Source organism: Paenibacillus paludis, from assembly GCF_042610515.1.
Taxonomy (GTDB): Bacteria; Bacillota; Bacilli; order Paenibacillales; family Paenibacillaceae; genus Paenibacillus_AQ.
Genome location: NZ_JBGJZP010000010.1, coordinates 167,816 through 186,616, shown reverse-complemented (window position 1 = coordinate 186,616; position 18,801 = coordinate 167,816). Strand labels below are relative to the sequence as shown.

General features: G+C 48.6%; 18 protein-coding genes. 5 read left to right on the top strand and 13 right to left on the bottom strand.

Translation table 11 applies throughout. The features are described 5' to 3' along the window. Positions 1-53 precede the first annotated feature (53 nt). From ACAN56_RS20365 to ACAN56_RS20355, 3 genes are all read right to left on the bottom strand, one after another. Entirely contained in the window at positions 54-1,934 is a 1,881-nt protein-coding gene (locus tag ACAN56_RS20365; RefSeq protein ID WP_379145388.1) for a serine hydrolase domain-containing protein, read from the bottom strand. 174 nt (positions 1,935-2,108) lie between these two features. Beyond that, entirely contained in the window at positions 2,109-4,493 is a 2,385-nt protein-coding gene (locus ACAN56_RS20360) for a phosphoketolase family protein (protein WP_379145385.1), read from the bottom strand. A 264-nt stretch (positions 4,494-4,757) separates the two neighbouring features. Further along, a complete protein-coding gene (locus ACAN56_RS20355; RefSeq protein WP_038588026.1) occupies positions 4,758-5,480 on the bottom strand; it encodes a GntR family transcriptional regulator in 723 nt (240 codons plus the stop codon). A 234-nt stretch (positions 5,481-5,714) separates the two neighbouring features. On the opposite strand from ACAN56_RS20355, the gene ACAN56_RS20350 reads away from it, so the two are divergent. After that, a complete protein-coding gene (locus ACAN56_RS20350; protein ID WP_038588023.1) occupies positions 5,715-5,894 on the top strand; it encodes a hypothetical protein in 180 nt (59 codons plus the stop codon). Positions 5,895-6,048: 154 nt separating this feature from the next. Here ACAN56_RS20350 and ACAN56_RS20345 read toward each other — a convergent pair whose 3' ends face one another. Beyond that, on the bottom strand, positions 6,049-7,113 hold the full coding sequence (locus ACAN56_RS20345) for a methyl-accepting chemotaxis protein (RefSeq protein WP_379145381.1): 1,065 nt from the start codon (positions 7,111-7,113) through the stop codon (positions 6,049-6,051). Between the two features lie 12 nt (positions 7,114-7,125). Next, positions 7,126-8,157, bottom strand: coding sequence for an FIST signal transduction protein (locus ACAN56_RS20340; protein ID WP_076113611.1), 1,032 nt, complete (start codon positions 8,155-8,157; stop codon positions 7,126-7,128). Positions 8,158-8,406: 249 nt separating this feature from the next. Between ACAN56_RS20340 and ACAN56_RS20335 the strand changes: the two genes are divergently transcribed. Further along, positions 8,407-8,700, top strand: coding sequence for a hypothetical protein (locus tag ACAN56_RS20335; protein WP_341119767.1), 294 nt, complete (start codon positions 8,407-8,409; stop codon positions 8,698-8,700). Positions 8,701-8,827: 127 nt separating this feature from the next. Here ACAN56_RS20335 and tyrS read toward each other — a convergent pair whose 3' ends face one another. The 5 genes from tyrS to ACAN56_RS20310 form a co-directional block, all read right to left on the bottom strand. After that, positions 8,828-10,093: a tyrosine--tRNA ligase gene (gene tyrS, locus ACAN56_RS20330; protein WP_379145517.1), complete on the bottom strand. Its 1,266-nt coding sequence runs from the start codon at positions 10,091-10,093 to the stop codon at positions 8,828-8,830. A 490-nt stretch (positions 10,094-10,583) separates the two neighbouring features. Then, the gene (locus tag ACAN56_RS20325; RefSeq protein WP_379145377.1) at positions 10,584-11,258 is read right to left on the bottom strand and encodes an SdpI family protein; all 675 of its coding nucleotides are present in this window, start codon (positions 11,256-11,258) and stop codon (positions 10,584-10,586) included. Positions 11,259-11,260: 2 nt separating this feature from the next. Beyond that, a complete protein-coding gene (locus ACAN56_RS20320; RefSeq protein ID WP_038588013.1) occupies positions 11,261-11,527 on the bottom strand; it encodes an autorepressor SdpR family transcription factor in 267 nt (88 codons plus the stop codon). A 158-nt stretch (positions 11,528-11,685) separates the two neighbouring features. After that, positions 11,686-12,198 carry a MarR family winged helix-turn-helix transcriptional regulator gene (locus ACAN56_RS20315; protein WP_379145375.1) on the bottom strand — a complete coding sequence of 171 codons (513 nt, stop codon included), beginning with the start codon at positions 12,196-12,198 and terminating at the stop codon, positions 11,686-11,688. Positions 12,199-12,234: 36 nt separating this feature from the next. Beyond that, positions 12,235-12,666 (bottom strand): MarR family winged helix-turn-helix transcriptional regulator, encoded by a 432-nt coding sequence (locus tag ACAN56_RS20310; protein ID WP_038588007.1) that lies wholly within the window; start codon positions 12,664-12,666, stop codon positions 12,235-12,237. Positions 12,667-12,840: 174 nt separating this feature from the next. Here ACAN56_RS20310 and ACAN56_RS20305 point away from each other — a divergent pair, with 174 nt between their 5' ends. Next, on the top strand, positions 12,841-13,296 hold the full coding sequence (locus ACAN56_RS20305; protein WP_038588003.1) for a CBS domain-containing protein: 456 nt from the start codon (positions 12,841-12,843) through the stop codon (positions 13,294-13,296). A 74-nt stretch (positions 13,297-13,370) separates the two neighbouring features. Here the strand turns inward: ACAN56_RS20305 and ACAN56_RS20300 are convergent, their stop codons facing one another. Further along, complete coding sequence (locus tag ACAN56_RS20300; protein ID WP_379145372.1) at positions 13,371-13,976, bottom strand: TetR/AcrR family transcriptional regulator; 606 nt, start codon at positions 13,974-13,976, stop codon at positions 13,371-13,373. A 162-nt stretch (positions 13,977-14,138) separates the two neighbouring features. On the opposite strand from ACAN56_RS20300, the gene ACAN56_RS20295 reads away from it, so the two are divergent. Together ACAN56_RS20295 and ACAN56_RS20290 are read left to right on the top strand one after the other, a co-directional pair. Then, positions 14,139-15,026 (top strand): ABC transporter ATP-binding protein, encoded by an 888-nt coding sequence (locus ACAN56_RS20295; RefSeq protein ID WP_379145370.1) that lies wholly within the window; start codon positions 14,139-14,141, stop codon positions 15,024-15,026. Then, positions 15,023-15,835, top strand: a complete 813-nt coding sequence (locus ACAN56_RS20290) for an ABC transporter permease subunit (RefSeq protein ID WP_379145368.1) — start codon at positions 15,023-15,025, stop codon at positions 15,833-15,835. The genes ACAN56_RS20295 and ACAN56_RS20290 overlap by 4 nt, the downstream gene beginning before the upstream one ends. 283 nt (positions 15,836-16,118) lie before the next feature. Here the strand turns inward: ACAN56_RS20290 and ACAN56_RS20285 are convergent, their stop codons facing one another. Both ACAN56_RS20285 and ACAN56_RS20280 read right to left on the bottom strand, forming a co-directional pair. Beyond that, on the bottom strand, positions 16,119-16,535 hold the full coding sequence (locus tag ACAN56_RS20285) for an SGNH/GDSL hydrolase family protein (protein ID WP_379145365.1): 417 nt from the start codon (positions 16,533-16,535) through the stop codon (positions 16,119-16,121). A gap of 886 nt (positions 16,536-17,421) precedes the next feature. Next, positions 17,422-18,708: a Gfo/Idh/MocA family protein gene (locus ACAN56_RS20280; protein WP_379145362.1), complete on the bottom strand. Its 1,287-nt coding sequence runs from the start codon at positions 18,706-18,708 to the stop codon at positions 17,422-17,424. Positions 18,709-18,801: the final 93 nt, after the last annotated feature.

The following is an 18,801-nucleotide window of genomic DNA, read 5'->3' as shown; positions in this document are numbered from 1 at the left end:
GCTGAATTTTTCTTTGCGTATCCCTCTATTTTACCACATGGATACCAGTCAGCTTAATAGAACAAATCCCAGCCCGCTATAATAGCGCTAAATATCAGTGCCGAAACACCAGATAACACGTACATGATTTTCCCCTTTTTACCACTCTGCGTACGCCGCAGCCACATTAGTAACAGAACGATATAACTCCCTGCCAGCAGAACATATAGGAGGTTACCTATAAAATGAATACGAATGGAAGAGTACGTGGTGTAATTTATCAATCTATAGCCTAAAATCGCATTGTTTACTATTAACAAAAGTCCGGCAGTATTCACCCATAGATGATATTTGTAGAATTCGGAGGCCGCCTTCGTCTGCCGCTTGATTCTGCGGAAGATAAATCCGGCAAGACCGCTGATCAGTGCAACGATAGTGAACAATGCAGCGATGCCAAGTAGGGTCAGGGAAATGGTTACGCTGTATGCAGTTAAGCCCGAGACTGGAAAAGCATCATTGTAGACAGTGGACTTTTTGGTAACCGTGCCATGATCGTGTATAAAATACTCCAGTCCCGATTGATGTACCGGAGCATACATATAAGGTGCGATCTGCTTAAAGGGGAGACCGTTAGCGCTATAAGTGCGGTTGTTAATTGCTGTGATCTTTTCGCCGTTAAGGTAACCCAGGATTTTGGTGAATCCATGGACCCCTCTTCGTGCTGACAGGTATTGGCCCTCCACCTCTGAACTCTCTGGCATATCGCCGCTATAGGCTTCCGGTTTGTATTCGCCAAACACCTTATCGGTCAGACCGGTGGTATACTCCCACTCATTGGCCTGGTTAGTCAACACGACCATCCCAAAGCCGGAAGCCGGATCCAAGGTAAACTTGCTGGAAAAGGCTGCAGTATTGCCGCCATGCTCCAATGCAGGAAGGGTATGGTTGATCTCAAAAAAACCGTGGGCAATCCTTGGAATGGCGGTTCCCTCGTAATTCAGGCTTGGGGACAGCATTTCTTTTAAAGCTGCTTGGCTCTGGAACAGCGGACTGCTGCTGCCGGCTGCAGGCATCAGAGCTGCCAGGAATTTCGCTGCATCTTCTGCGGTTCCCATAGCGCTTCCTGCCGGATAAATCCCCATATACCCTCTATTCTTCTTGATTAGCTTCAGGCTGGTTGTATATCCTTGGATGTTGTCCATGCGCTGCGCAATAGCCGGATTATCTTGCTGCGCTGGGTGTATGGACGTATTGTCCATGCCCACCACCTCAAAGATATGTTGTTTCACATAGGTATAAAATGGCTCACCGCTCTGCAATTCCACTATATAGGCAGCCAAGGCCGCACCAAAATTGGAATACGCCACCACCGTTCCCGGTTGATAAACCTGCCGCGGTTCAAAAGTCTGCAGCGCCTCCCCCAGCTCAGGAATATCTTCCTCTGCAAAATAGTACAAATCGGTTATCCGATCCTGCCAGCCGGCATTGTGATTCATAAGGTTCAAGAGCGTGACAGGTTTTTCATATTTCAGTTTTTTGAGAAAGCCCTGAGGAAGATATTCACGGATATCTGTCTCCAGATCAAGCTTGCCCTGCTCTGCCAGTTGCATCACACTGGTCCAGACCAGCAGCTTCGTAGTCGAGCCCCATTCAAAAACAGTGTCTGTATCAGCTGCGGACTGGCGCTCGATATCCGCGAAGCCATATGCTTTATCGAAGACGGTCTGGCCGTCCTTGATAACAACAACCGAAACCGCTGCTGTTGTCCGCTGACGGGCAGCGACATAAGTATCTATAATGGTCCCGAGCGAAGACAGCGGTGAGCCTGAGGGAGTCGTATCCCCTTTCCCTCCAGCACCCTGGACTGGAAGAGCCAGTGACAGCAGCAGCAGCATGACAGACAGCATTGCGACACCTAATTTTGTAAACCTATAACTTTCGTGTTGTCTTCTCATGCATTACTTCCTTTTCTCATGTTCTGAAATTCAATATAACAATTCCTTAATATTCCACAAGGTGGCACTTAAATCCTACTATAGAATACGTTTCAAAAAAAGTGCCTGCCCCTAATGCACACTGGGACAGGCACCTTCAACTTCATCATACATTTATAAGCAGATTTCTCAAACTTATTTCAAACTCTTCCAGACCCAATTCTCCACTTCCGGCAGGTCAATGCCCTCTTCACGGATATACTCATAATGCTTCTTAACCATAGCATCCATCTCATCCGCGATGGCAGTGTGTTTGTCAGCTGCAGGCAAGCTCAGAACAGCTTCCTTCGTCAGATCGAAACGGTCCATCTGATTCAGTACACGCATATCGAACGGAGTCGTGATGTCGCCGTTCTCACGGTAGCCATGCACATGCAGGTTATGATTGTGGCGGTCGAAGAACAAGTCTTTAATCAGGCCTTCATAACCGTGGAAAGCGAAGATGACCGGTTTATCCTTTGTGAAAAATTGATCAAACTCATCGTCGGATAAACCACGCGGATCAAGTTTCTGGCTTCTCAGCTTAAGCAGATCGACCACGTTGATATAACGGATTTTCAGCTCAGGCAATTTCTCATGCAGGATAGAGATGGCAGCCAAAGCTTCAATCGTAGGTTCGGTACCTGCAGAAGCAAATACAACATCAGGCTCTCCGCCTTTGTCCGTGCTGGCCCAGTCAATGATCTTGAGTCCTTTATCAACCAATTCCTGCGCCTCTTGAGCCGAGAACCACTGTGGACGCGGATGTTTGGACGACACAATCAGGTTGATCTTTTGACGGTCGTTCAGGATGGTGTCAAATACAGCCAGCAGGGAGTTGGCATCAGCCGGCAAATATTCCCGGATGAATTCCGGTTTTTTGTCTGCCAGGTGACCCAGCAAACCCGGATCCTGGTGCGTATAACCGTTATGGTCCTGCTGGAACACGGTTGAAGTTGCGACAACATTGAGTGAAGGGATATCAGCGCGCCAGCCTTGATCGGTTGCTTTACGCAGCCATTTGAAGTGCTGGGTAATCATCGAATCCACAACGCGCAGGAAAGCTTCATAACTTGCAAAGAAGCCATGACGTCCGGTTAATACATAACCTTCCAGCAGTCCTTCCGCCTGATGCTCCGATAATTGGGAATCAATTACACGGCCATACGAAGCGAGGAATTCGTCATTAGGTTCATTAATTTGATCCAGCCATTGGCGTTTGGTCACTTCAAACACAGGTCCCAGACGGTTGGACATCGTTTCATCCGGTCCGAAAATCCGGAAATTGCGGTTATCTTCATTGAGCAGGACAACCTCTTTCAGGTATTTTCCGAGAACGGCCATATCCTGCGCTACTACTTTACCTGGAACGGAGTTATCAAGCACATAGTCGCGGAAATCCGGCAGGCGCAAATCTTTGATAAGGTTGCCAGCGTTAGTAACAGGATTCATCCCCATACGTCTGTCGCCTGTAGGCAGGATTTCGGCAAGCTCTGCGTTCAAGCGGCCGTTCTCATCAAATAATTCTTCCGGTCTGTAGCTGTTCATCCATTCAAGCAAAGCTGGAGCATGCTTCATATTTTTCTGGTCAACCGGAATTGGAACCTGATGGGCACGGAACGAACCGGTATTCGGCACACCGTCCCATGCTGCCGGTCCAGTCCAGCCTTTAGGGGAACGGAAGACGAGCATCGGCCATACCGGGCGGGTAAGGTCGTTATTTTCACGCGCATTTTTTTGAATGGCTGCAATTCTTTCGACGATGGTATCGAGTACCTTCGCCATTTCCGGATGCATATGTTCAGGGTCTTCGCCTTCAACAAAGAACGGCTCCCAGCCCATGCCTGTAAAGTAAGCGGTGATTTCTTCTTTGGATTGACGGGACAGAATCGTCGGGTTGCTGATTTTAAATCCGTTCAAGTGCAGAATCGGCAAAACAGCGCCATCTGTAACAGGGTTGATGAAGCGGTTGGAGAACCATGATGCGGCCAGTGGTCCGGTTTCAGCCTCACCATCTCCAACGACAACAGCCGAAATCAAATCAGGGTTATCCAGAATAGCGCCAGCGCCGTGGGATAAAGAATAACCCAGCTCGCCGCCTTCATGGATGGATCCCGGAGTTTCAGGTGCAGCATGGGAAGCAACGCCGCCCGGGAACGAGAATTGTTTGAACAGTTTTTTGAGACCCGGGATATCCTGCGTAATTTCCGGATAAATCTCAGTATAACTTCCGTCCAGATAGGAATTCGAAACCATGACCTGACCGCCATGACCCGGACCTTCAACATAGAACATGTTCAAATCATATTTAGTAATTACACGATTCAAATGGGCATAAATAAAGTTCTGGCCCGGAATAGTACCCCAGTGTCCGATAGGTTTAATCTTAATGTCAGCATCTTTCAAAGGTTCTCTTAACAACGGGTTGTCTTTCAAATACAGCTGACCTACCGAAATGTAGTTGGTTGCACGCCAATAAGCGTCAAGCTTTTCCAGATACGTTTTAGACGAATAATCGACTTTCATGGTTGATAATCCCATTTCATCCACTCCTATATATATATTGTTGCTTATTGCCATTCTTTTTCTCTACAAATACATCATACCTCTGCTCAAAATAAATACAACCTTTTTGACAAGTGATACGGTCCAATTTTGTGAAAATTTGAACATAGTATGAAAAACTCAGGAAAATCGCTGTCAAAACACAGTTATATTGAAATTTATGTAAATACGTTACATCCATAAAAAAGTAAAGTATACAAAAAAATAAGACCGGGAAAATCCCCGGTCTTATTCTGCTCCTTAATGAACAGATACAAACGTATTAAATTTCAAATATTGATAATGAAACCGCATATGGGAAAATTCAAAGGGAGTACCATTGTCCAAAAAGAAAATCCCCTCCATAATGCCAACAGGTTCATTTTCTTTCAAGTGCAGCAGCTCCTGATCCGTGGACAAGGACGGCTCGGCAAAAATAGATAAAAATGATTTGGTTACGGCCAGGTTACGCGAGTCTTCCAAATAGTTAAAAATAGAGCCCTCGATAATCGTCTGGTTTAAATCCTGAACGATTTTTATCGGGATATACCCCGTCTCTATCATAAAGGGATCATCATCGAACAGGCGCAAGCGGACGATTTTGTATACAAAATCATGGGGCCCCAGGAACAAATCCCGCTGCAATTCTTTTGTTGGCGGAATAACCTCGAAATTCAACACTTTGACTTTAGGTTTCTTGCCATGCATCTGGAAATTGTCGGTGACACCCAGATTGGAACCTTCGTAATTGAAGATGGATTCATTTTTTATGTATAAGGGGTTAATAAACGTGCCTGAACCTCGTTTTTTGAAAATGATTCCGACACTTTCCATTTTGGTTAATGCGCGCTTGATGGAGCTGCGGCTAACCTGATACGTTTCGCTAAGACTGCGTTCATCAGGTAATCGCATATCCGCAAACTGTCCAGCAAAGATTTTCATTTTAAGGTCATCAATTATTTGCTTGTAGACAAATTGTGTCATGGAGTACTCCCTCTCAGGTCTTCTGTAACAATTGATATGTATTCAAACAACCTCTTCTGTCTAACGAAAGGGTATGGACTAAAAATCAATATTAACTATATCATAATAATGAGATGGTTTATACTTTTCTCCACCCGATTTCTGCTAATTGAGGAAGGTTTATTTCAAAGAAAAACCTGATGATCTGCCGAAATATAAGAATGTGGCTATTTTTCCGGAGAGGGGGAGTTTATTATGCATATTGAAATCGTCAAAAGTCTGATCAGCCAAGTAACTGAAGAAGTCTTCTCAGAGAACAAGGATGCTATTGAGAAGGACGGAATTCAGAAAGAAAGCGTTGAATTAGCCGTTCAGTTATCCGCCTTAACAACAATAAAGATCCTTGAAAAACTTGAACTCATCGATAAAAACTAAACGTCTGTCTATCTATATTACATACACACTGACATAGACAAGAACGCAAGCAAACCGCAGCAAGGGAATCATCCTTACTGCGGTTTTTTTATTGCTCTCTTTTAAGCGGCAGACCTTTTTACTTACCATTAAAACCGCTCTTTACAAACCCGCCTTATTCACGCCGGGCGGCTGTTTCTCCCTCTTCATCAAGCTGCCTTAGCTCCGCTATCTGATGCAAGTGATTCAGCATCTGCTGAAAATGATCGGCTTTTTTCTGAATCGTAAGGACAAGCATCTCAAACTGTTCGGAATCCTGCCCTGATTTCTCTATGACATGCAGCAGATCGGCATTGATGCGTTCCACATCTTCAAGGCTGCTGTCCTGGGAAACCTGAATTTTCTCCAGATGCTGGAATACTTCTTCCTCCGCTTCGACGATCTCGTTCATATAAACGGTCGATTGGCCGATCCGCTCGTTCGTCTCTGCCATGGCCCGTGTTCCATCACTGGACTTGTCGTGTAGCTGTTCTATCACGTCAGTCATCCCCGACAGCGAACCCATAATTTCTTCCACGTGACTGCGGGTACGGTCGGCAAGATTGCGGATTTCTGAAGAAACGACCGCGAACCCCCGCCCATGCTCACCAGCCCTTGCCGCCTCGATGGCTGCGTTCAGGGACAGCAGATTGGTCTGCTCGGCGATTTCCGTAATAATGCCCGCCAGCTGCCCAATACTCTGAAAATGCTGGCTTAGCTCTTGATTTAAAGACACAAACTGGGTGAATATCGCCGAGGCTTTCTGCATTTCAGCAGATATCTGTACGTTGGCTTCCTTCGCATATTCAATTTTGTTTGAGGAAGACGCGAGACTGCCATACATTTCATTGATAAGCCTTTCTGTTTGCTCGCTGTTGGCCTTCAAATGCTCCAGCAGCCGCTGCGTTCCGCCGATCTGGCTGATCATCTCTCCGCTTCCTGCGCGCAGAGCTGCGAAATCCTCTACCATCCGTCCCTCTTCCTGGAGGATGAACCCGGTTTCGCGGCTGATCTGCTCCGCCAAGGAATAGGCATGAATGCCATAGGATAATGGCTTGGAGACGGGATTCGAATCATTCCAGGTGCTTGATTGGCCGGGCATACTGTCCTTTTCTGTCTGGATGACGCTGCCATTAGTTACTATTTCCGCGTCACGGCTGCTTTTCCCCCATGAAGCGCGCAGCTTGTTGATCCATTGCATAATGAGTCCCCCTTATCCGACCAGCAGTAATACCATTGTCTGGTTGGCATGCTTTTTGTAATATTGCTCCCCGTAGCTGATGAAGCCGGCGGTGTTCCCGCAGAACCCGATCATCTTGTCGTCAAATCCTGCCCACAAGCCATCCCGGAGGAACAGCCGGTCGCGCAGCGTACAATTGATGTTCAGTACAAAAGCAGGCTTAAACGGAATCTCACGCAGTGTCTGCTCCAGCACCACAAGCGGGTCAGCCGCGCTAAGCACCTCCAGATAAGTGCTCGGCATCAATTGGCTGTAGAAGGTAATAGACTTGTCCGGATTGATGACCATCGGAGATGCGATAATCAGATCGTCTTCGTATCTTTTGCCCAGCGGGTTGCTCAGGAAATGCCCGGCTAACAGGTCTTCCTTCACATCCAGCACACGCGCATATTCCTCTGCCGCCGGGCGGCCGTTAAACGAATATACCGTTCGTCCAAACACATCCGCTTCTGTTACCAGCAGTTTCGTTCCGGTCGGAACGTATATGTTCTCTTTGATCAATGCGGTACGGGCGGTCAAGTTGAAAAAGATTCCCAGGTTGCGCACCCGGCGGCTTCCGATATAAAGATAGGTCTCTCCGCTCTCATCATCCGCTGCGCTTCCGCCAAGCACCTTGAACTCTTGATCGATGAAATAAAGCGAGGAGAGAATCGTCTCCTCCATTGCAGCCCTTCCGTCGCACAGCAGCAGCAGAAACGCATTCACGTTGTCTTTTACTTTATGGTACGAGGCCTTGAGGTTATCGCCGCTGAGCACAGGCGGGTGCAGAATTTCCACAATATCGGCGATATCTGCATCGTATTCAAACCCCGAAACCACGCCGTTCCGGTAACCCTTCGGGGTATATTCACCTTTGGTCGAACATAACACGGCATTTGCAGGCGCATGCGGGGACAGTTCCCTGACAGCACCAGCGGAGGCGAACAGCACGAGACCACGGCTGCTTGGCTTTTCCCCCAGGTAACGTTTGACTTCGTCCAACGTGTCAAAAGATAAAGCTTTCATTATGTATAACAACCTTCTTTCGCGGGAAGCTTCCCTTGTAAACTGTTATTGAAAAATTTAGCTTTTATTTTCAATTCTCTAATGGTAAAACGAGAATGGGGATTGTTGTCTGTGAGCAATGTCGCAGGCAGCTTGAAGAGATCGCAATTCCATGGCTGAAAAGGCATACGCCTATAGGTCAGTTGAGGTCATGCCCGAAAGCTTGTATGATGAACATACAGTTACCCGAAAGGACAGGAAAGAAGGTGCATGATGACTTATTCACAGCGTTCAACCCACAGCGCAGCCTCATCTGACTTCACGTATCTGGAGTACCAGATTGGCATCGCCGGGGAAGAATTGAAGCAAGCTGAACATGCCGGAAAAGCTTGTGAGGCAGATTTGAACCGGTTAAGAACCTCTCCGGCGTATGACCCGGTGACTGATGCCTCCGAGGAGGAGAAACTGCTGGAGCAGGCAACCAGACAACATGCCTTAGCCGAAGCTATCCGCACAAGTCTCGCCGGACTTGAGGATGAGCTTGCAAAGCTTGAGGATGAATAATATCTGATCAACCAAGCGGAAACGGATATTTTATAGCGTGAAGCATATAAATATTTATATTTAAAGCCGCCGAACCTCTCAGGGTTCGGCGGCTTTTGTGTTGAGCATCGCGTAGTGCGATATTAGGTCAGTTTTGGGTCAGTTTTACCAGACTATAATTTTTCTTGCCCTTGCGGATGATGATGAATCGTCCGCCGATAGCATGATCAGCCGTAATCTCCACTTCAAGCTCACTCACACGCTCACCGTTAATGGAGATTGCCCCTTTGGTGATATCCTCACGCGCCTGGCGTTTGGACGGCTCAATCCCTAAGTCCACCAGCCATTCCACGATATTTTTCGATTCAGCGGCTGCGGTATAGGTCGGCATTTCCTTGAAGCCTTCCTCGATTTCGTCTGCGGTCAGAGAGCGGATATCCCCGCTGAACAGGGCAGCGGTGATGCGTTTTGCCTGCTCCAGCAGCTCTTCGCCATGAACAAACCGGGTCATCTCTTCGGCCAGTGCTTTCTGAGCTTCCCGTTTATGCGGTTCGGTTTGTACTTTTTCGGCAAGTGCTTCGATTTCCGTCTTACTCAGGAACGTGAAGTATTTGAGGTATTTCACCACATCGCGGTCATCGGTGTTGGCCCAGAACTGGTAGAACTCATACGGCGTCGTTTTCTTAGGATCAAGCCACACGGCGCCCCCGGCGGTTTTTCCGAATTTGGTGCCGTCCGATTTGAGCATCAGCGGGATGGTAAGGCCGAACACCTTGGCTTCGCTGCCTTCTTTTTTACGGATAAGATCCAGTCCGCTCGTGATATTGCCCCATTGGTCAGAGCCGCCGATCTGCAGCTGCACATCCTCATGCTGGTACAGATGCAGGTAATCGATCGACTGCAGAATCTGGTAGGCGAATTCGGTGAACGAAATCCCGCTGTCGAGCCGGCTGGAAACAACATCTTTGGCCAGCATCGTGTTGATGCTGAAGTTTTTGCCGTAGTCCCGCAGGAATTCGATCACGTTAATGTTCTTCGTCCAGTCGTAGTTGTTGACCATGCGCACCTGGTTGTCACCGTCGTTAACAAACAATCTTTTCATTTGAGCAGTCAGCGCTGCAACATTCTCCTGCACCTGCTCCATCGTCTGCAGCGAACGTTCACTCTGGCGGCCGCTTGGATCGCCGATTGTGCCGGTTGCCCCGCCGATGAGAATTACCGGACGATGTCCGGCGAGCTGGAAACGCTTCAGCATCATAAAGGGAATCAAATGGCCAATATGCATGCTGTCGCCTGTAGGGTCTACGCCGCAATAGAGCGAAATCGCCTTCGTATTCGTTAGTTCCCGCAGTCCTTCCGCATCCGTCTGCTGATTAATCGCATCGCGCCATTCCAGTTCATCAATAATGTTCAACATGATACAGCCCCTTTTGTGTAATTATTCGTGTTCTTTGGATTTACGTTGAAGCAAGCACAGCAGCTGGGTTTCAGAGGATTTGGCCAACAAAAAAATCGCCCCCTTGTCTATGAAGACACAGGGACGACTATAATTAACCGTGTTACCACCCAAATTGCACGAACACTTAACAGCTGTGTCCGTACCACTTTCAGCGAGTTATCGTTCGCTTCCTTCCGCTTGGCATTACCCAAGATACTCCGGAGTGTAATTCGCAGTCCATGTGTGTGCCGGGTTCCATCACCCCCGGCTTTCTGTGACAGGGACAAAGGCTGCTACTGTCTCGTTCAACGTATACCAACTATAAGATTACAGAAAGTATAGCCAATTCCAAATTTGTTGTCAATGCAGCGGCTGTGTGTAACCCCAATCTGCGTCTCACTTTTGTTTCATCTATAAGACATGTTGCAGGCTATGCCCAATATTCTACCATTCTTCACAGTTACCCCTACTCTGGTTTCAGCTTTGCTTTGACATAAACGATTGGCACTATATTCACCACGGCGAATATCGCAATTGCCGCATATAGCGCCCACCAGCCCGGCAGCAGGCAGCCCAATACCATTGCCGCACCCCCGGCGACATACCATTTTCCAGCGAAGCGCTGAGCCCTGAACCATGCCTGTTCATCTCTCATTGTCTCTTTGGTCCGCAGACCCGCCAGGGAATTCCGTCTCAGCTTGGGCATCCGGTTGCCGGTTAGCAGCATAATCAGTCCGAGCATCCCGGCAGCAATCCGCACAAGATCCATTCTCGAAAAATCAAAACTTCCCGCTTGCACAAATAATGCCTGAACCGATATTCCCGCAAACAGCACGGTGCAGCATAGGGTGGTAATATCCAATATTTTGGTGATGGATCTTGCGTTATCTTCGCCTTTACGTGCGGCGCTTCGAATGATGAAAAAGAATATCAGCTTAAAGAATATGAACCCCATCAGACCTAAAGCGGCCAGAAAGGGTACCTCCGAGCTGGATTTGGGCACAAAGCGGTCGGCATTCCCTTTGATGTCGAAATGCATCGGCACCATGTCCGGCATTTGCGGGTACAGATAGAGATATAAACCCATCGGAATTAAGGCAACAAGCAGGGCAATGATGCTGGTCATCTTGAATTTGAGCATCTTCATTCCTCCTCTTTGAACGCTAGAATCCACTTCATTACATCGTCAAATACACTGGTGTTCAGTTCATAATAAATATACTTTCCGTCCCGCTCGGTGCGGACCAGATCGGCCTCCCGGAGTACGGACAGATGATGCGACACGGTCGCCTGCGTCATCTCAAAGCGTTCGCCGATGCTTCCTGCGGTCATCCTTCCGCCCTTCAGCATTTCGAGCATCTCTCTGCGGTATTCATCCGACAGAGCTTTGAAAGTATCCTTAATTCCCATGCGCACCTCCCGTTAACAATTAGATCAAAATCATTTCGAAATATTTCTATATGTAGAATATTCCATTTTCACTAAAATTACAATAGGGGAGCTCCCAATTATCCATGAATGTAGAACAAGCCTTGGAAGATACTCCAAGGCCCGTTTTTTTCTTTTTTCTAAACTATTATTTCCTCAATCATGCCCTGACTGGACACCAGCTGCTCTCTCACCTCATCCACCACATTCCTCAGGCGTTCACAAGTGTCAATCAACTGGTTGACCTCTTCCCGGCCCACCTTCTCAATAATCTCGTTCATGACGCAGGAATACCGCTCCATCTTCTTGTTGAATTCCGTCTGCCCCTGTTCCGTAAGGCTGATATAGATCACTCTGCGGTCTGTTACAGACATGGCGCGTTCAATATACCCCTTCTCTTCCAGAGAGCTGACAACCTGCGAGGCGGTGGGTCTGCTGATTTGCAGCAGCTCGCTTAATTTGGAGATCATGACTCCCGGACACTCCGGTGCCTCCGGTTCTCTACTTTCTTTCTTCATCATGACATTGATGGCGAACATCATAAGAAATTCCCCGTGGGGAATCGAATCATTCCATTTGGAGCGGGTGGTCAAGCGCTTGATGTTCTCGAATACCATTAGCAGCTTTTCTTCTTGACTATCCTGGGGATTCATAAGACACCTCCGGTTATAGTAGGTCATACCCTTACCTTACATTTCTCGAAAAATAGCGTCGTTCAGCTTCTGCAGCAGCTGCCCGAAATTCTCCCGTTCTTCTTCGGTCCAGTCCTCCAGCATTTTGCCGACCTTATCCTGGCGGATATCCATGTTCTGTTTCAGCATGTTAAGTCCAAGTTCAGAAATCTGCAGCGTATAAGCCCTTCCGTCCTGCGGGTCCGGTTCACGGAACAGATAACCCTTCTGCTCCAGCGTTGACGCCTGTCTGCTGATCGTAGAGATATCCAGCCGGAATTCCTCAGACAGCGCCTTAACACCGGCCGAGCCGTGCGAGGCGATTTGACGCAGCAGCAGATACGCGGAGAAGTCCAGCATACCGAGTTTTTTATATGTGCTCATTGAAGTCAAACGGCGGCTGAGAATTGACATTTCCAGTTCTATGGTTTCTATCGGACGTTTCTCCATGGCAGGTTGTGACCTCTCTCTCAGCTGAAGCATATTATAGTGATACGAGTAATTTTCATAGGAATACACGGATGATTATTGACATCATCATGGCAACTTGTATAATACAAGTATATAGTTTCATTATACAAGTTATTCTTATAAAAGCTAGTGAATTGTTACTGGGGGAACTTTATGAAAGCTCATGAATTTATGATCACGCAGGTCTACAAGGTCAAAGAATATGATACCGTACGGACCTTTATTGAGAAATGCATTCAGCACCGGATCAGCGGTATGCCGGTCATCAACGACAGAAACGAAATTGTCGCTTATTTAAGCGACGGAGACATAATGCGCTATATCGGCAAACATGATGATGTCATCGTTGATTCCTTTTTCCAATTGAATGTGATTAAAGGCGATGAGGATGAGTACGAAGAACGGACCCGGAAGCTGCTGAATCTAAATGTGATGGCAATTGCCAAAAAGAAAGTCATCACGGTATCCTGGGACGAAGACATCGAACGGATCGCCGCCATTCTGGGCAAAAAACAGATCAAAAAGGTTCCGGTTGAACGCGGACGTGTGCTCGTAGGCATTATCAGCCGCGGCGACGTCATCCGCCATTCCTTCAAATCACTGCTCTAGCCGCACATCGCTTCGAAAAGATAGACATCTTCCGGCTGTCCTCCCCAGTTGCGGACAGGTGACAGGACAGCCGGTTATACCCCGGGAAGCTCCTGCCCGCAAAGCCCATAAAAGAAAAGATGCAGCAGCTCATCCAGAAAAGTAGCTTTATCCTCGTGTTTTTCCATCGCCCCAAGCATTTCCTCGGAACTCTTCATGTAGACTTGAATAAGCATCAGGAACGCCTCTACAGAGACCTTATCCGAAATCTCACCGCTCGCTTTTCCGTCCTCCAGCATTTTGACCATCAGTGGAATTATCTTGGTATCATTCTGCTCCTGAATGTACGCATACATCTCCGGATCATTAAACAGGACCTCCTTGATCAGCGCCGGGGACAGGTTGTAATACGTTTCTTTCTCCTTAAAAATAGTGTAGCTGATCAGTTCCCTCAGCGACTGTTTCTTCAGCATTTCTTCCTCGAATTCACGGATGGTCCGCTGAATAAAATCCTTGAAAGACTCCTTAAGCAGCTCTTCCTTGCTGCCAAAATAATTATAAATCGTGACCTGCGAGACTTCCGCCTCCTTGGCAATATCAGCAATCCGCAGCCGCTTCGGCTCCCAGGTCCTCAGCATGACCATGGTTGTCTTCATAATATTCCCCTTGATCATTGCCTTTCTCTTCTCGAAGCCGTTCATGTCCTTCACCCTAACTTGACGATTTAGTGTACTGTCCGAAAAATAATGAAATATATTATTCATATGAGTTCATAATTATATTGACTTAGGTAATTCCCGGGACTATTATAACATATGAAATATACAGCCACTAATATTTCATTATTACGGCGGGGGTGCAGCATGCTGAAGGTAGAGGACTTAACCAAACGGTTTTCAAACGGCAGAGGGATTGAAGAAGTAACGTTCACGGTAGCGAGAGGTGAGGTGTTCGGTTTCCTGGGGCCTAACGGAGCAGGGAAATCGACAACGATCCGGCATATTATGGGATTCATGAAGCCGGACCGGGGTTCTGTCACGATTAACGGGCTGGATGTCTGGAAGGGACAGGGAACGGTGCAGAGACATACCGGGTATTTGCCGGGAGAGATCAACTTTATTGACGGCATGACCGGTAAAGGTTTTCTTGATTTCATGGCTTCGATGCAGGGCGTGAAAAACTCCGCCAAACGTGAACAGCTGATCGACCGGCTGCAATTTGATGCCGCTACCCCGATCCGCAAGATGTCAAAGGGCATGAAGCAGAAGGTTGGAATTGTTGCCGCCTTCATGCACAGCCCCGACGTTATTATTCTCGATGAACCGACCTCAGGCCTGGACCCGCTGATGCAGAAGGTATTTATTGAACTCGTGCTGGAGGAAAAAGCAGCGGGAACCACCTTCCTGATGTCTTCCCACAGCTTCCAGGAGATCGAACGCACCTGCGACCGGGCAGCAATTATCAAGGACGGAAAGATCATCGCCGTCAAAAATATTCATGAGCTGCAGTCGATGCAGCGCAAGCTGTTCGAGATCATTTTTGAAACGGCCGAAGAAGCGGAGCGTTTTGCCTCCTCCGGCCTGCAGGTGCTTACCCGTGAAGGAAACCTGGTGCGGATTGCCGTACAGGGCAATTACAATGAATTCACCCGGGAGATCGCCAATTTCCGGATTCGAAGTCTCGATGTATCGACGCAGAATCTGGAGGATATTTTCATGAATTATTATGATCGTGAGGCGGGTGTCCAATGAATCTTCCACTCTATAAAGAAATGATGCGGGTCAATTTGAAAGGCATTATGAATTACGCCTTTGGTTCCGCCTTCTATATTGTGTTTATGATCTGGCTGTATCCGGGACTTGCGGACAATACGAAAGCCATTGATGATCTTGTAAAAGCCATGCCCGAGGGGGTCAGCAACGCCTTTGGACTGAGCAATGGCTTCGCCAATGCCGAAGCCTTCATTTCGGGAGAATATTACGGGCTCATCCTGGTGCTGATCCTGTCCATCGTTTGTGTGCAGATGTCTACCCAGCTGGTAGCAAGGTTAGTGGACCGCGGCTCCATGGCCTATCTGCTGGCCACACCGACCACACGCCGCAAGGTTGCCTTTACGCAGGCACTCGTACTGGTCACTTCACTGTTCATTATTATGGCTGTAACCACACTCGCCGGATTCGCCGGCAAGCTCTGGTTTCTTGGTACGGAATATGAATTCGGCATGGGCCGGTTTACCCAGCTTAACACCGTTGCGTTCCTGTTGTTTTTTGCCATTGGCGGCCTTGTCTTTCTGGTCTCCTGTGTATGCAATGACGAGAAGAAAGCACTCGGGATTTCCGGAGCCATCACCTTCGGTTTCTTCACAATCGATATTCTCGCGAAAATTACAGATAAGCTGGATGCGCTACGCTACTTCACGTTGTTCAGCTTCTACCGCCCCGGCGATATCGTGCAAGGCACGGCGGATGTCGCCTGGATTTCCTTCTGGCTGCTCCTGACCGGGCTGCTGGCCTTCGCCGCAGGCATCCAGATTTTCCGGCAGCGCGACCTGCCGTTGTAAGCCGGGGGAATCAAAGGTACCTTTACACTTCATTCCACCAAATAGACCGCGGGTGGTGAATTCAAAGGTACTTTTACGTGCGGATTCCTAACACTTGTACACGCTCAGTGCGAGTCCGCACCTGCGTGTCATCAAGTTTGCGAGAGCGCTGCAATTTTTCACATTGCAGCAGCTCTATACAATAAGAAGAACCGACTTTGCCGTCCTTAGCAAAGGACGGCAAAAAGGGCATCCCCGCGGCAGATTATCCTGCCCGCAAGGATACCCTTTGCTGCTATGCGGATTACCGCAGAATCCGCTCCGCAAACCGGGCGCCGAGCAGCTCATAGCCCTCGGCGTCGGGATGCAGGCCGTCCGGCAGGCGTACGCTGTCGGACACGCCGAACCAGGACAGGCCGTCGCGGTAGTGCACACGGCTGTCCCCCCGGGCCCGGAACACTTCGACGGTCCGGGCTATTTCTTCACGCATCATCGGGAGCGTGAAGCCCAGCTTGTTCGGCTCGGTCTCACGCTCCGAGCCGTAGATCGGCGAGATCACGAACAGCTGAGTGAGCGGATGCCGCTCGCGAATCGACAGCAGCATGCCGATGAGCGCCGGAGCGAAGACACGCGGGCTCAGCGTGGCGGCGCCGTAGACGTTCACGCCGACACAGAGCGTGATCAGATCGGCGGGAAGGCTGGCGATCAGCCGACCCGCCATCGAGCGCATTTTTCTCCAGAATCGCCGCCGATATGGAGTAGGACAGTCCTCCGGTCATCAGCACCGACAGCAGGATTACAGCCAGAAATGCGGTTTTGAGCTTGCTGCGGAATGATTGCTTGCGGAAAACTCCCAATTGTCTTCACGCCTTCCTGTAGATTCGTTGCCAGAGTTGTTTCTGTATGCTTTGATTATGTCACCCGGGGCCCTAATTCGACAATGACCGGCCGTTAGAATAGTGACTTTACCGCCTGTCGACAATTGGTTGACCGCCCCTCGCAGAAAGGCGCACAAAAAGCCAGCAGGAAACCGCGTTTCACGCGTTCCTGCTGGCTGTGTTGTTGTTATAGGCGGTTATAGGATCATCTGTGATGCACCTGCGAAAGTCTGGCGGTAAAGCAACATTTCAGTAGCGGGAATTACACCCGGTAAATCACTCTAATTCGATGTTAATATACCATTAAAAGGAAATTATCCCTCTAATTTTTGGCGAATTAGCTTTACTTCTTCTAACGCCAGATTTAGCGGGCGCATTTCCCTATAATGTCTCCCGTTATGTGATGGGCGTAAAATCAGCGGGCGTATTTCCCGTTATGGCTCTTAATACCTATTATATGCGCCAGGATCCAGGAGCCAGCCGCCAGGCGTCAGAGGCCAGAAGTCAGAAGTCAGAAGCCAGGAGCCAATTCGGTGCGATCCCGCAAGCCTCATCAGATTACCAAAGTAGTCGCATTAGAAATCACTAGAGGTTTAAGGTGAACCTGCCATGAACCTACAGCTGAATCAGTTGATCCACCTTCATCCAGCAACCTACAGCTGAATCAGTTGATCTACCTTCACCGGGGAACCTACAGCTTGATCAATTGATCCACCTTCACCGGGGAACCTACAGCTGAATCAATTGATCCACCTTCACTGGCAGCCCGGTGGCCATGGAGCGGTTGGCGGCGATTCCTGTCATGATCGACCAGGCTCCATCCATATGGGAGGCTGCACGCCGAAACCGGTCTTCGGCAGGCCGTTCAAAAATATCCCGCAGCATCACCGGGTCGCCTCCCCCGTGACCGCCGATGCCTTCCTCAATCTCCACTTCATACGGTGCGGCAAATTGCGGATAGACAGTAATCTGCTTATCTTTTACCGCCCCCTCCAGTTCCTTGCCGCCTCCGGCATTGACATAGGATTGTTCTACGACCTTGACCTCCAGCCGCCCCTTGGTGCCGTTGAACACTACATTGAAGCCCTCCCACGGCAGATAAGCATTAAGCGAATAGTTCATAATCGTCTTATTCTTGTATTTGACCATTACACCCATCGTATCCTCAATGCTGATGTTATCGCCGAACACGCTCTGGTCACGCAAATACCCGTCTTCCTGCTCGGTATCCAAATACATCCGTTTCAGCTGCTCGTTATCTTTGAGATGGAGGGCAAACGGATCATTCTGCGCTGCTGCGCTGCCGTGCACCCGCTGATAAAATTCGGTTACTCCCCGGTTCTCGGCATTTTCCCGGCCATAAAAGCGCAAATCGCCCATTGCAAATACTGTATCCGGCTTAGAGTCCAGCCAAAAGTTCATGAGATCGAAATGATGGGTAGACTTGTGAACCAGCAGGCCGCCGCTGTTACGTTTATCGCGGTGCCATCTGCGGAAATAGTCCGCACCATGCTGTGTATTCAGCAGCCACTCGAAGTTGACAGACAGCACTTCACCAATAGTCCCTTCCATCAAGAGCTCGCGGATTTTGGTATTATGCGGTGCATAGCGGTAGTTGAAGGTCACCCGCAGCTTCTGCCCGGTGCGTTCGATCGCCTCAAGAATCTCCTGGCATTTCTCTACGTCCGTCGTCATCGGCTTCTCGGAGATCACTTCACAGCCAAGCTCCATCGCCCGGATGATATAGCGGTGATGTGTGCGGTCAATGCTGGTTACAATCACGGCATCGGGCTGCGTTTCCGCAATCATCCGGTCAAATTCATTCGCTTTGTAGACAGGAACCTCATGGTATCCGTATTTCTCCACCAGCAGGGTGTTGGCATACGCCATTCTTGCTCCATTCACATCACAAAAGCCTACAATTTCAGAGGTTTCACGATAATTCGTGGTGATCTCACCATAAAAAAACTCCGCCCGGCCGCCGGTTCCTACGAAAGCATATTTCTTTTTGGACATAAGGATCACTCCATCACTTATTGATTTAAAAGCGTTTTCTTCTTATAGTGTATAGTATAAAATACATTTATTTCTAAGCATTATTTAGCGTTT